Origin of the sequence: Burkholderia sp. JPY481 (assembly GCF_038900515.1) — a bacterium.
In the GTDB taxonomy this organism is placed as follows: Bacteria; Pseudomonadota; Gammaproteobacteria; order Burkholderiales; family Burkholderiaceae; genus Paraburkholderia; species Paraburkholderia youngii.
In genome coordinates this window covers 34885-48278 of sequence record NZ_JAYMRT010000010.1, presented here as the reverse complement: position 1 = coordinate 48278, position 13394 = coordinate 34885, and the positions used below count along the sequence as shown (strand labels likewise).

Below are 13394 nucleotides of genomic sequence, written 5' to 3'. Positions count from 1 at the left end.
GGCTGCGTTATACTCGATGCCATGGATACGAAACCGACCTCGCTGAAACTGCACCGTTGGTGGCACGCCTGAATCCGGCGGCCCGTTTCCACACACACACGCATATTTGCAAACATGATGCCGCCAGTCCTGGCGGCATTTTCGTTTCTGCGCGCTCGTGGCTGGTGGCATCCAAACCAGGAGCCTCCTGTCCATGACACACACCAACCGCCCCACGATCTTGACCGGTGACCGCACCACCGGCCCGCTTCACCTCGGCCACTATATCGGCTCGCTGCTTGCGCGCGTTCAACTTCAGCATGAGGCGCAGCAGTTCCTGCTTCTTGCTGACACGCAGGCGTTAACCGACAACGTGGGCCGGCATCAGAAGGTTACCCAGAACGTCATCGAAGTAGCGCTCGACTATCTTGCGGTGGGCATCGACCCAGCGAAGTCGACCATCTTCATCCAGTCCCAGGTACCAGAACTGGCCGAGCTGTTTCAGTATCTGCTGAACGTCGTGACGGTCGCGCGCCTCGAGCGAAACCCGACCATCAAGGAGGAGATTCGCCTGCGCGGTTTCGAGCGCGACATCCCGGCGGGCTTCCTCACGTATCCGGTCAGTCAGGCGGCTGATATCACCGCGTTCAAGGCAACCCACGTACCCGTGGGCGATGACCAGCTACCGATGATCGAGCAGACCAACGAATTGGTGCGGCGCTTTAACAGCACCGTCGACCGACCCGTGCTGGTCGAATGCGAGGCGGTGCTGTCACAGGTCACGCGATTACCCGGTATCGATGGCAAAGCCAAGATGAGCAAGTCCCTCGGGAACGCCATCGCACTAGGCGCCACGCCGGACGAAATCACCAAGGCAGTCAACAACATGTACACCGACCAGAACCACTTGCGAGTCAGCGATCCTGGTCAGGTGGAAGGCAATGTCGTGTTCGCGTTTCTCGATGCATTCGAGCCGGACGTGCAGAAAGTCGACGAACTGAAATCCCACTATCGGCGGGGTGGACTTGGCGATAGCGTGATCAAGCGCGTGCTGAACGAGCGGCTCCAGTCACTCATTGAACCGATTCGCACACGCCGTCGCGAGTTGGAGGAAGACCCGGCCGAGGTGCTTGCGATCCTGCGTCGCGGGACGATGCGCGCGCGGGAGGTGGCGGGAGAAACTTTGTCAGAGGTCAAAAGCGCGTTGGGCTTGACGTACTTTCAGCGCTGAACAGAGGGGATCGGCCGTGGCGCGCTCGCCCGCTTCATATGTTCAAGGTAAAAGGCAGCGACGACAAATACGTGGTGTTCGTGCGGCGAGGCCGGGCTTGGACATCCCGAACATTGCGCGATGATCCTCCATCTGTGCTTCGAGGGTGCCCAGATCGCGGCGCAAGGTTTAGGCGCGGATCGTGTCGCTACGCAGTTGGAGAATTTAGTCGACGCGATGCAGGACACGCGACGCGCGGCACGTTCCAGGCGTGACGTAAAAGGTGGTCGACATAGTAAAGCCCCTGGTACGAAACGATCCGTCTGACGAAGGCGCGAGCGATCAATTTTCGACGACGGCAGGAATCAGCAATCGCGGTGGCGGATTTCGCAATTGCCGCGTCGGGACACAACCGGCAGCATGAGTCACATCATGCATCGCTCTCCGTTGCCGGGGTCGCTTCAATGCTGCATCGCGACAACGGTTCGCCATTTTTTTCATTGGCGGTTTTTGGCTCTGGGTCGATTCAGGTCTTCGAAGAATCGGTTGCTGCCGCAGAAGGCGATGATGAGCTCAACAAATCATGGAAATGTTGCGCCTCAGGAGCCTCAAGGGCATTTTCCGACCTATGGAGATCGTGATGCAAACGCTGTCACACTGGATCGTTGTTCTTACCAATGCGTACATGGAATACACGACGTGCAACTGGAACGCCACGCACGTCTACCGGCGCACGGTTGGATATGACCAGGTGATATGGTGCTGAACGGAAGGCGGGCTTGTTGTTGCTTGCGGTGCGTGACGGTTCTCGTTCAACACTCGCAGTTTGTAAATTACGCCTTTTTCACGTAGGCGTTACACCATCCTTTTGCTTCGACCAGCTTGCCCCCATAGGTCGGGCACGGCCCATTCGTGGAACCGGGTTTGCCCTGATACAGTTGGCAATTGGCGCAAGTCTGCCCTGTCTGGTACCGAGGGAATTTCGACTTGTCGACCTTCGACGCGTCCATCTTGTATCCGAGCGCCTGCGCGGTCGGATCGTTTTCGGCGAGCACGGGCGCGTCCGCGTTTGACTTCGTCGAGAGAACGGTCGTTGAGGCAACGGATGCGGCAAGTATCATGAAATGACGGCGAGAGAGCGACACGATCGAAACTCCTTTCGAGACACAATCAGACGGCCGCAAAGTGACACTGAACCGGTCAATCGCGAACCGCCTCGTCATAACACATGAGCAATCAGCATACCTTTCGATTGTTGAACACCGGTTTCGCAGCCGGCCTGCCGGTCGACATATCACTTTGAGATATATTCAAAGTGGTACGTGCGCGATCCCGCGTGACTCTCGAGTTATCCGTCCACCGGCGAACGCATGTCATTGCGACTTCAGGTGCAGATCGTTGCTCACGGATTGCACCCCCGGCACGCTGTGGGTCACCGCAAGGGCTTCCAGAATCTGAGCCTGTGAATCCACGTCTCCCGACAACTGCACGACGCCTCGGTACGTTGCCACGCTGATCGGCAACGAACGTAGCGTGGAGTCCGCGGCAAGCGCCTGCTTCACGCGGCCGGCGAGCGTGGCGTCGTCAGTGGCGACTGCCGTCGGCGCGGTCGCGGACGGTCTCGCTGTGGTCGTCGACTTACAGCCGCTCGTGAACACGAACGCGGGCAGAGCGAACATCGCGACGATCAGTAACCGGCCTTGGATGTAGGGCGTGTTTCGCATTGAAGTCGATTTCCTGAACAAGCTCTGAATGAAACATTCGTACATTCACTTCATCTGGACGAAGCGGTCCGGCTTGTCGAGTATACGGCGTCACACTGATTTTCTACCGATGGTGCTTCGTGTCCCGTGACGGCCGCCGACCTCACGGAGCCGTGGTGGATCAACATGGGAGCGATGGTCATTACGACGTTGGCCGGCAGCCGTCTCATTCTGGCAGGGCATAACCTGGCGGGTTGGCCCCGCGACGACTACCTGGTGCTGAGGGTCCTGACCAGTGCGTGCTGGTTCATGGCGACATTCTGGATTCCTCTGCTCGCCGCGCTTTTCATCGAAAAGCACGTGATCGTCGGCGAGCCAATTCGCTATACGGCGGCTGAATGGTCGGGCGTCTTCCCACTCGGCATGTACGCCGCCGCGACCTGCCTGTACGCCGAGGCCACCCGGTTTCACTTTCTCAGTTTCGTGGCTCGCGTTACCGTCGAAAGCATCGTTCACCCAGTTGCTCGGTCGTTGACATATTTGCCTGAGGCATATAATAATTTGCCTGAGGCAAATATAAAGGTGCAATCATGTCCGATGTCACCGTCGACCAGCGTGCGCAAACCGTTCGCAGCTTCAACCGTTTCTATACGCGCCAGATCGGCGTGCTGCACGAGCATCTGCTCGAAAGCGAGTTTTCGCTGACCGAGGTCCGCATCCTGTATGAGCTCGCGCACCGCACGGACCTCACGACGTCGGACCTGTGCCGCGAACTGGGCCTCAATGCTGGCTATCTGAGCCGCGTGATCTCGGGCTTCGAAAAGAAAGGCCTCGTCGTCAAATCGCGCTCGGCGGCGGATGCGCGCGTTGCGCATCTGGAACTGACGGAGCAGGGCCGCGCGACCTTTGCGCCGCTCGATCAAGCATCGCAGCGCGAGGTCATCGCGATGCTCGAGCGGCTGCCGCAAACCGCCCAGCAGCAACTGGTCGACGCGATGGAACAGATCCGCACGCTGCTGAGCGATCCGGAGCCGGGCTTCATTCTGCGCGAGCCGCAACCGGGCGACATGGGCTGGATCGTGCATCGGCAAGCCGTGCTGTACGCGCGGGAGTTCGGCTGGAACGCAGAGTACGAGGCGCTGGTCGCTGAAATCGTCGCGAAGTTCGTCCGCGAATTCGATCCGAAGCGCGAACGCTGCTGGATCGCCGAGAAAGACGGCAAGCCGGTCGGCTCGGTGTTCGTGGTACGGCAGGACGACACGACCGCGAAGCTGCGGCTGCTTGCCGTCGAAGCAAGCGCGCGTGGCCTCGGCATCGGCCAGCGTCTGGTCGACGAGTGCATCCGCTTCGCGCGCTACGCCGGTTACCGGAAACTCGTACTGTGGACCAACAGTGTCCTCACCGACGCTCGCCGCATTTATGAAAGGGCGGGTTTCACGCTGGTAGAGGAGGAGCCGCATCACAGCTTCGGCAAGGACCTGATCGGTCAGAACTGGGCGCTCGATCTGTGAAGGTGGATGGCAAGGCGTCGTCGGCCGCTGCGATCACAGGTGTGCTGGTCGGTGTCGCAATGGTGTCGACGCGCGCGGTGTCGAGCGATGCATCGCCGCCAACGCTCGCTTTTCTTCGGTACCTGATCGGCACGCTGGTACTCGCCATCCCGGTGCTGTGCGGCCCGCGGCCGCGCTTCGCGCTGAAAGACGCGGTCGCGATCGCCGTGCTTGGCGTTTTTCAGTTCGCGCTGCTGATCGTGCTGATCAATGATGCGTTGCAAACATTGTCCGCCGCTAGCTGCGCGCTCGTGTTCTCGACCATGCCGCTTTTTACGATGATTTTCGCAATCGTGATCGGCCGCGAGGTCTTTCGCTGGACCAAGCTCGCCGGCCTGGCGCTTGCGGTTTGCGGCATCGCGTTGCTGTTGGCTGCGTCCGCTTCACCTACCGGCGCGCATCCGAGCACGGCCCCCGCATTCGCTGCTTTGTTCGGCGCGACGTTGATCGGCGCGGTGTGCAGCATCATGTACCGGCCGTATGTGCAACGCTATCCGGCGCTGCCCACCAGCACATTGGCGATGACCGCCGCGGTCGTCTTTCTCGCGGTATGGTGCGCTTTGGCCTCGCAGCCGCTCGTGCCCGGCTTGAGCGCAACGCAATGGGCGAACGTCGGCGTCATTGGCTTATCGAGCGGCATCGGATATTTTTGTCTGCTGTGGGCGCTCGCGCGTATCGATGCGAGCCGCGTCGTCGCGTTTCAGGCGCTCGGGCCGGTCACGGCTGCGGCCATCGAACTGTTCATCGCGCGGCGGCCGCCGTCGATGCCGTTACTCGTTTCGATAGCGATCGTCGTCATGGGTCTCAAGCTGGCGGTGAGCGAGGCACCGCCTTGGCTGAGACGATCCGGCATGCGGCGTGCAGCGCGGCGTTAATAGCGGTCATCGCGCAACTCAACCGAAAGCGGGGAATCGCCTAGACTACAGAACCGACGGACGCTGTCGTCCCCGCGACTCTATCCGGCCATGGCGCATATCTTTTTCGCAGCTTCGATTCAGCGGCATATCGCAACGCCCGAGCGCGAGATCGACGCGCGCACACTCGGCGAAGCGCTCGAAGCCGTGTTCGTCGCGCAGCCTCGACTGCGCGGCTACATCCTTGACGATCAGGGCTCGCTGCGACCGCATCTCGCGGTGTTCGTCGACGGCCGGCGGGTCCACGACCGGGAACATCTGTCCGACGCGCTCGGCGAGCAAAGCCGGGTTTACGTGGTTCAGGCGCTGTCGGGCGGGTGAGAGGGCCATCAGTACTCGAGGAGTCACTCGATATGAGCGATCGATTGCTTGTCGCGACCCGCAAGGGCCTGTTCGATGTCAGAGCCGACGGTGAGCGCGGCTGGCACGTCGGCGATCTGCATTTCGCCGGCGAGCCAGTGAGTATGGTGCTGCCCGATCCCCGCGACAGCTCGCTGTATGCGGCGCTCAATCTTGGCCACTTCGGCGTGAAGCTGCATCGCCGGCGCGCGGGCATGACGGATTGGGAAGAGTGCGCGGTTCCGGTCTACCCGCCGCAGCCTGCCGACGAGACGCCTGCCGCAGACGGCGCGCACGCGAGCGCAGGCGCCGACAGCGATGACGAAGCCGCGCCCAGCCGGCCGGCCACTCCCTGGACGCTTCAGCAGATCTGGTCGCTCGAAACAGGCGGCCCGGACGAGCCGGGTGTCTTGTGGGCCGGCACGATTCCGGGCGGGCTTTTCCGTTCCGGCGATGGCGGCGACACATGGGTGCTCAACCGCGCGCTGTGGGATCGCCCGGAGCGCCGTGAATGGTTCGGAGGCGGCTACGACGCGGCGGGAATCCATTCCGTGATGGTCGATCCGCGCGACAGCCGGCACGTGACGATCGGTGTGTCGTGCGGCGGCGTCTGGCAAACCGACGACGGCGGCGCGAGCTGGCGCGTGAGTGCCGAGGGCATGGAAGCCGACTACATGCCGCCGGAGCGGCGCGGCGAAGCCAACGTGCAAGACCCGCACCGCGTCGTGCAATGTCCGGCAAACCCGGATGCGCTGTGGACTCAGCATCACTGCGCCATCTTCCGCTCGATCGACGGTGCGGCTCACTGGCAGCGGATCGAAGCGCAGCCGTCGAGCTTCGGCTTCGCGGTTGCCGTCCATCCGCGCGACCCGGACACCGCGTGGTTCGTGCCTGCCGTGAAAGACCAGTGCCGCATTCCGGTGGACGGCCAATTCGTCGTCACGCGCACACGCGACGGCGGCCGCACGTTCGAACGCTTCTCGAGCGGGTTGCCGCAAACACCGGCGTATGACCTTGTGTATCGGCACGGGCTCGCGGTAGATGACACTGGCATGCGCCTCGCGATGGGGTCGACCACCGGTTCGCTCTGGACGTCCGACGACGGTGGCGAAAACTGGCAATTGATTTCGGCGCATTTGCCGCCTGTCTATTGTGTCCGGTTTGGATGAGGGACCTGCGTCAGAAGATCGAGGGCGGGCAATGGGACGGACCGCGCGAATTTCCGCAGCGGCCCGTCGCGCGCGCTAACTCATGATTGGTGCCATCGCAGTTTCGATCCGGGACACCTGGTTCGCGGTAATCATGCTGCCGAGGGCATGACTAAAGCGCGGTTCCTGCACACCAGAAATGATGTATTGCCACCGGTATCTGAACCGGGGACTCGACATCGTCCGGACCTTACCTCGCACGCCGGCGCTGCTCAGGCATGAACTCGATTATTAAAAGGTCATGGGCGTGACGATGATGGCGGCGAAGGGCTGGGCTGCCAAAGAAGTGCTCGACGCCTATACGCGGGCCCGTTCGCTATGCGAGGAGCTAGCGGACGAGAGCGAGTTGTTCACCGTACTGCGAGGCGAAGGGCAATACCGGATGTTCCGGGGCGGCGGGATTCCACTGTGCAGGTGGCGCGCCATGCCCACCTCGGTCAACGTGCCGCCACGCGTATCAATCTTGCCGCCGGACCCGGCTTCGCCAGCGCGTCTGCCTGGTCAACGGCGACGCGCCACTTCGGAAACGTGCCGGAGCCGTCGACTGTCCACGACTCGCCCATTTCGTCGACATACATCGCGTTCGGGCTTCGCCCGGCCGCCGACGCGCGCCGCAGCGCGCCCGGCGCAGCGCGTTCGAACGACCGGCTGCCCAGTTCGTTGAACACTGTCGCCAGCGGCCGCCGCGCCTGGCCAGACCGGCTGAGCGGTGCGGCAAGCGGTCCGGCGGGCGCACGCAGCACCGCGTCGGCGCGCTCGCGGCCGGCGAGGATTGCACCGAGCAGCGTGGACGGACCGCTCGAAGCCGATGTCTCGTTGGACGCATCGGCGGCGCGCTTCGCGTTCGGTGAATCCAGTGCGAGCGGTTCGCTCGCGCCATCGATCCGCACGACGAGGATCACGTGCCAGTCGTCCGGCGTGTTGTTGTAGCGCGGCGCGAGCGACACGAGACGCAGCCGCTCGATCTCGAAACCCGCGTCGCGCAGCAGCAGGTATTTGGCGACGGCGAAATCCTTGCATACGCCGCTTTCGGCAAAGAATCGTGCCGGCGTGTAGTAGCTGCCGTCGGTTCCGTCGCGGTAGCGGACCTCGTTGACGAGCGCGTCAGCGAGCAGCACGGCTGACGCATCGCCGGCCTTCGCGCGCTCTGCCCGCACCTGCGTAACGAGACGGGTCCAGCCGGCGGGTTCGCGCATCAGGTGTCCGCGCAGCGCCTCGCGCAGGCGCTGCACGCGGCCGATCGCATCCGACGATGGTTCGAGCTGCCTGTCGGCAAGCGGCAGCAGGAACATCAGGTCGCCGACTTGCGCGAGTTCCGGGCGTATTTTGCGGTTGGCTTCCCACCACGTCCCGGTGCGTAGGCGCTCGATGCCGGCTTTCAGCTCGTGAGGCGTCGCCGAATCGCTGGGGCTCGCGTCGAGCGTGCCGGACGCATAGCGTTGCGATGCGTCTGGCAGGATCGCGGCGCCGGCGACGACCGGCAACAGTACCGCGGCTGCGAGCGAGCACTGGAGAAAGCAGAGGAGCAGTCGAGCGAGTGGCATAGGTAGACTCCAGGAAGCCACACCGGACGCCGATGCGCGACAGTGTTTTCGAAGTCCCTGGGATGGCGTCTTACGCCATTCAGCGCAGGGCAACGCTGGCTGGACCCAACACTGCACGCGACGTGCCAATTCGTCATATTTCTCTACCTCATTGATTTACAAGGAAATTGGCTTTGCGGTTCGGGCGCCGCAAACGCCCCTTGACGCCCATCGCCCAACAGACACGCGATACCTGTTGGCGTCACTCGCACACTTTGAGTTGACGGAAGCTGGAGGCCGTGTCTCCGTTACCATCGCTGATGGGGATCCTCGACGAAACAGGCGACCGCGCGGAACTATCCGAGAGCATTGGGAGGCTTGAATGGCTGCTGAGCACGACACGTTGCATCCACTCCGCCCGCTCCTGAAGAACTGGATCTGGGAGCATGGACGAATCGGGACTCGCTATCTGGACTGTATCGATGGCGAAATCAAGTTTGATGAAGGCAAGAAATCGCGCTTTGCGGCCGAAAAATATATCTACGTGCCGCTCGATCCGGACGCTGACGACGACACATCTGCGGATGGCCCGCCGATCCAGGAAGCGGGACTTGCCCGGTTTTTGCGGGCAGCGCAATTGGGCAAGCCAGATGAGGCCGGCTCGGTAGCGGAGATCCACCGCGCGGTTCAGGACTGCGTGGAGCTCGGGGTGTTCAGCGCATATCAGTCGGACGCGCGGGAGGCATTCGCGCGCTATGCGAACGAGCCGATGTTCGAGGATGAAATCCGCGCGGCAGTCATCGCTGACATCCGGCGCGGTTACGCGGGCCTGCGCAAGCAACTGGCGCTGTACGATTTCAGCGTGCTTTACGGTCTGGCCATGCCGCTGCTTATCAGCGAGACGCCCTTCATCGACTGGCGCACGCGAGGGAGTCCAGCGGTACCGTTCGTATCGCTTCCGCTTGGACCTTACTGCCTGCTGGTAGGCGCGCCGTCCGGCAGGAGTACCCGGGTGGGCCCGGTGGTCTGGAAGGCTGCGACCTCGATGGGGCCGCTGAAGGACCACAACCGGAAAATCGAGGAGCACGCACGCTTGTGGCTGGTAGCGACCACGGACGACCAACTCGTCGCGATACAACGCCGCTTCGCTGCGGTCAGGGGCCCCAAGCCAGACACATGAAGCCCCGGCTGAACTGCGCGGTTCCTTCAGGGCGGTTGTAAATCAAGCGCTGCCTTAACCGGAGGTTCATTGCTCCGATGAAACGGGACGATGTGCATCGTGGACTCACCAAGGTGCTGTTCAAACGTACAGTAGCGCGCACTTCATGTAACGGCCTAGACTTAACATGTGGATATGGACTAGAACGCGGAGCGAGTTATGGTCACGAGGACTGTCCGACGGACACTTTCCAGTCTGACTTCGGCGATTACGCATGCGCCCACCAGTAAGCGTCGGATCGAACATACCGTGAAATCGGCTCAGCAAAGAGCGGACGAGGCCTGGAGGCGCACGACTCACGGACCGCAAAACTCCCTGGTACGTAAAGATCCGAAGGGGTAATTTTCGCAAGGCAGACGCAAGGCCGAACCCGTCGGATTGGACGCATATGCTGCTTCTCCCAGAACCGGATGCGGAGGCACCACTATGTCGAGCAAAAGCGATAGGGACACCAGATCCACCCGATTGAATCCCGGCAATCCAGCCTCCGCGAGTTCCCGAGCGGGCAACTTCCGCGACGATGACGACGATGGGGAACCCATCTCTTACGTCGATCGGTACTTTTACACTCCGCCTCGCGCGACCCCGTTCCAGGTGATAGGGCAGTACGGAGTCGGGGTGGTTTCACAGGAAGGCGAAGCGAGGTTTGTCACCTTTCGTCTGGAAGCTACCGCGAGCGCGACCCTCCTTTATTCCCACTCGAGCCTGCAGTCGCGCATGGAGGACTATTTCGAGCGTTTCGCGATCCATGTGCATGGGCTGTTCCACATGCACTTCAAGGCTCCGCCGGTGTTGTATGTGCAGTTTGACGGAACATCTGGCCGGCTGCCGTGGCACGTTCCGCTCGACCTGGAACAACCAGAGACAATGCGGACGTTTCTGATGTCGCACAAGCCGTTCATGAACTGCGCACCCGCTCCCGATGCAGTGATCGAACTGTTATGTGACCGCCTCAGCGAACCAGGCGAGGATTGGGGTACTTTCCAGGTGCCGCATCGAGACGCTTCGGATCTGACATTCATCTACGCCACGCGCTGCAACGCTGAGATTGAGAAAAATTCCCGCCCGGGCGCGACAGCGTTCGAGACGACAAGAACGAGAACGATCATTTGAATTGACGCGTCGATCATTGCGTTTCCTGGCCTGGCAGCCGGAGTAAACTGGATTTGCGGCGTCGTTACCGCACAAGGAGATCGAGATGAAATTCGCCGAAATGTTCAGGTTCGCAAGGCGGAGCCCCAAGGCTGGTCAGGCAGCCGACGGAGAACATCAGCATGATCACGGCAAGTCGGCGCAAAAGGAAGCGAGAAAGCAGTGGGACGTAGTCGCTCGCAATCGTCATAAGCACGCGAAGTGGCAATAGGACACGACGACTGGGCCACGGAGACAAAGAACAAGGCGTGGTAGTCGTATTTCGGTTTACATCGGCTCGACACCCTCCCTCATGTTCTCGTGCAGCCAGTTCGACATGATGCCGCCCGGCGTGCGCTTGACCGTAATGGAAAGCGTATGGGGGCGTGTCGGCGGCGAAGAGATCGTGTAGCAACGGCTGACCTCCTTGCCGGCGATCTCGGCGGACACCGTAATGAACTGGCCCGGCTCAAAGTTGAAGAGCCGGCCGTCCCGGGCGCTAAACACGAGCTGAAAGCCTTCGGACCCTCGGGCGTATTCACACCTTCTTCGGACCCCGCTGCAAGGCTTCTGTATCTTGCGGCGGGATCGGGAGTGACACCGTTGCTGTCAATGACGCGGGCGGCGCTCGACCTCGGCCTGAATCGCGACATCGTGTTTATTCATAGCGCCCGGACGCCGGCAGACATCATCTTTCGCAACGAGCTTGCGTGCTTGTGCGCACTCTCGGACAAGCTCCGGGTCGTGCACGTATGCGAGGCGACCGGGAACGAGCCGGATTGGTCGGGTCCCGTGGGGCGTCTTGATCTTGAACTGTTGAGCCGGCATGTGCCGGACTACCGCGATCATGAAGTGTTCATCTGCGGCCCGGGCGGCTATATGGACGCTTCCGAAAGATGCTCGAGGAAGGTGGGCACGATCCCTCCGGATATCATCAGGAAAGCTTCAACTTCGCGGAGACTGTGGAGTGCGCCGAAGGGCCGGGCGCGCAGTCCACCGCAGAAGCGAGCGGGCAGATAGGCTATACGGTGCAGCTGGCGCGCTCGGGTCGCACGTTCATGATGGACGGTTCGCAGACGGTGCTCGTCGCCGCGCGCAAGGACGGTGTGCCCTTGCCATCGTCATGCAGCCAGGGCATATGCGGGACCTGCAAGACGAAAGTCCTCGAAGGCTCGGTGGACATGAAGCACAACGGAGGCATCCGCCCGCGTGAAATCGACAAGGGCATGCGCTTGATGTGCTGCAGCCGGCCGACTTCGGATCTGATTCTCGATCTGTAGCTTTTCCGATTCCGGGGAGCCCTCGGCCCGGAGCATCCTCGATTGCCCATGCAGCGCCGGCGAACGCAATACCTGATCGGTGCCGGGACCATGGGCAAATTGTCGAGCGACGCGTCGGCGCCTCGCGTACGAGCAGTTGGCGTGGTCAACGGACGGACGAATTGCCGAGACCCAGGCCTCTCTCCGTCCTTCGGTGTCAGTAGTGAACCACGGTCCGGATCGATTTGCCCTCGTGCATCAAATCGAACGCTTCATTGATGCCGGACAGCGGCCTCGTGTGGGTGACGAACGGCGCGAGCTGGATCTTGCCCTCCATCGCGTCTTCCACCATGCCGGGCAGTTCCGAGCGGCCCTTCACGCCGCCAAAGGCCGTGCCCAGCCAGCGGCGGCCGGTCACGAGCTGGAACGGACGGGTGGAGATTTCCTGGCCCGCACCGGCCACGCCAATGACGACCGACTGGCCCCAGCCACGGTGCGCGCATTCGAGCGCCGCCCGCATCACGTTGACGTTGCCGATGCATTCGAAGCTGTGGTCCACACCCCAGCCCGTCATTTCGACGATGACCTGCTGGATCGGCTTTTCGTGATCATTGGGGTTGACGCAATCGGTCGCCCCGAAGGCGCGCGCAAGGTCGAACTTGCCCGGATTGGTGTCGATGGCGATGATGCGGCCAGCCTTGGCGAGCTTGGCGCCCTGGATCACGGCGAGGCCAATGCCGCCCAGCCCGAATACGGCGACGGTATCGCCTTCCTGAACCTTGGCGGTGTTCTTCACCGCGCCCAGACCCGTGGTCACGCCGCAGCCGAGTAGGCACACCTGCTCGGGATTGGCCTGCGGGTTGATTTTGGCGAGCGACACCTCGGCCACCACGGTGTACTCGCTGAACGTGGAGCAGCCCATGTAGTGATAGAGAGGCTGGCCGTTGTAGCTGAAGCGGGTCGTGCCGTCCGGCATCACGCCCTTGCCCTGCGTGGCGCGCACGGACACGCACAGATTGGTCTTGCCGCTCTTGCAGAACAGACACTCGCCACACTCCGCGGTGTAGAGCGGGATCACGTGATCGCCGGGTTTTACGCTCGTCACGCCTTCACCCACTTCCACGACGATGCCGGCGCCCTCGTGACCGAGCACGACGGGGAAGAGGCCTTCGGGATCGTCCCCCGAGAGGGTGAAGGCATCGGTATGGCAAACACCGGTATGCGTAATCTTGATCAGCACCTCGCCCTTGCGAGGCGGTTCGACGTCGATCTCGACGATCTCGAGGGGCTTACCTGGCGCAAACGCAACTGCAGCACGCGATTTCATAGTGGTCCTGTTAAGAAAGGGGCGGCCAATTG

Annotated in this window: 13 protein-coding genes and 2 pseudogenes; 10 read left to right on the top strand and 5 right to left on the bottom strand. The window is 61.9% G+C overall.

Annotated features, from left to right (window positions below; genetic code table 11):
• Nucleotides 1-193: 193 nt before the first annotated feature.
• Both trpS and VSR82_RS23025 read left to right on the top strand, forming a co-directional pair.
• Nucleotides 194-1210: a tryptophan--tRNA ligase gene (trpS, locus tag VSR82_RS23030; protein WP_429463684.1), complete on the top strand. Its 1017-nt coding sequence runs from the start codon at nt 194-196 to the stop codon at nt 1208-1210.
• Between the two features lie 619 nt (nt 1211-1829).
• Nucleotides 1830-1955 (top strand): hypothetical protein, encoded by a 126-nt coding sequence (locus tag VSR82_RS23025; protein ID WP_260332324.1) that lies wholly within the window; start codon nt 1830-1832, stop codon nt 1953-1955.
• Between the two features lie 67 nt (nt 1956-2022).
• Here VSR82_RS23025 and VSR82_RS23020 read toward each other — a convergent pair whose 3' ends face one another.
• Together VSR82_RS23020 and VSR82_RS23015 are read right to left on the bottom strand one after the other, a co-directional pair.
• On the bottom strand, nt 2023-2334 hold the full coding sequence (locus VSR82_RS23020; RefSeq protein WP_429463344.1) for a high-potential iron-sulfur protein: 312 nt from the start codon (nt 2332-2334) through the stop codon (nt 2023-2025).
• Between the two features lie 228 nt (nt 2335-2562).
• Nucleotides 2563-2913: a BON domain-containing protein gene (locus VSR82_RS23015; RefSeq protein ID WP_368581426.1), complete on the bottom strand. Its 351-nt coding sequence runs from the start codon at nt 2911-2913 to the stop codon at nt 2563-2565.
• A 126-nt stretch (nt 2914-3039) separates the two neighbouring features.
• Here VSR82_RS23015 and VSR82_RS23010 point away from each other — a divergent pair, with 126 nt between their 5' ends.
• From VSR82_RS23010 to VSR82_RS22990, 5 genes are all read left to right on the top strand, one after another.
• Nucleotides 3040-3597 carry an SLAC1 family transporter gene (locus VSR82_RS23010; RefSeq protein ID WP_429463346.1) on the top strand — a complete coding sequence of 186 codons (558 nt, stop codon included), beginning with the start codon at nt 3040-3042 and terminating at the stop codon, nt 3595-3597.
• Nucleotides 3483-4403, top strand: a complete 921-nt coding sequence (locus VSR82_RS23005) for a bifunctional helix-turn-helix transcriptional regulator/GNAT family N-acetyltransferase (protein WP_410848355.1) — start codon at nt 3483-3485, stop codon at nt 4401-4403. The genes VSR82_RS23010 and VSR82_RS23005 overlap by 115 nt, the downstream gene beginning before the upstream one ends.
• Nucleotides 4400-5317, top strand: a complete 918-nt coding sequence (locus VSR82_RS23000; RefSeq protein WP_429463348.1) for a DMT family transporter — start codon at nt 4400-4402, stop codon at nt 5315-5317. The genes VSR82_RS23005 and VSR82_RS23000 overlap by 4 nt, the downstream gene beginning before the upstream one ends.
• 90 nt (nt 5318-5407) lie before the next feature.
• On the top strand, nt 5408-5677 hold the full coding sequence (locus VSR82_RS22995) for a MoaD/ThiS family protein (protein ID WP_013093592.1): 270 nt from the start codon (nt 5408-5410) through the stop codon (nt 5675-5677).
• A gap of 32 nt (nt 5678-5709) precedes the next feature.
• On the top strand, nt 5710-6864 hold the full coding sequence (locus tag VSR82_RS22990; RefSeq protein ID WP_498858095.1) for a WD40/YVTN/BNR-like repeat-containing protein: 1155 nt from the start codon (nt 5710-5712) through the stop codon (nt 6862-6864).
• 476 nt (nt 6865-7340) lie between these two features.
• On the opposite strand, the gene VSR82_RS22985 is transcribed toward VSR82_RS22990, so the two are convergent.
• Nucleotides 7341-8447 (bottom strand): transglutaminase domain-containing protein, encoded by a 1107-nt coding sequence (locus VSR82_RS22985; protein ID WP_429463352.1) that lies wholly within the window; start codon nt 8445-8447, stop codon nt 7341-7343.
• A 361-nt stretch (nt 8448-8808) separates the two neighbouring features.
• Here VSR82_RS22985 and VSR82_RS22980 point away from each other — a divergent pair, with 361 nt between their 5' ends.
• Nucleotides 8809-9606: a hypothetical protein gene (locus tag VSR82_RS22980; protein WP_429463354.1), complete on the top strand. Its 798-nt coding sequence runs from the start codon at nt 8809-8811 to the stop codon at nt 9604-9606.
• Between the two features lie 657 nt (nt 9607-10263).
• On the top strand, nt 10264-10758 hold the full coding sequence (locus tag VSR82_RS22975) for a hypothetical protein (RefSeq protein ID WP_498858094.1): 495 nt from the start codon (nt 10264-10266) through the stop codon (nt 10756-10758).
• Between the two features lie 315 nt (nt 10759-11073).
• Here VSR82_RS22975 and VSR82_RS22970 read toward each other — a convergent pair.
• Nucleotides 11074-11283: pseudogene (locus VSR82_RS22970) on the bottom strand (FAD-binding oxidoreductase); the annotation flags it as partial.
• Here VSR82_RS22970 and VSR82_RS22965 point away from each other — a divergent pair.
• Nucleotides 11284-12056, top strand: a pseudogene (locus VSR82_RS22965) (flavin reductase family protein); the annotation flags it as partial.
• Between the two features lie 196 nt (nt 12057-12252).
• On the opposite strand, the gene VSR82_RS22960 reads toward VSR82_RS22965, so the two are convergent.
• Entirely contained in the window at nt 12253-13362 is a 1110-nt protein-coding gene (locus tag VSR82_RS22960; RefSeq protein ID WP_410848361.1) for an S-(hydroxymethyl)glutathione dehydrogenase/class III alcohol dehydrogenase, read from the bottom strand.
• Nucleotides 13363-13394: the final 32 nt, after the last annotated feature.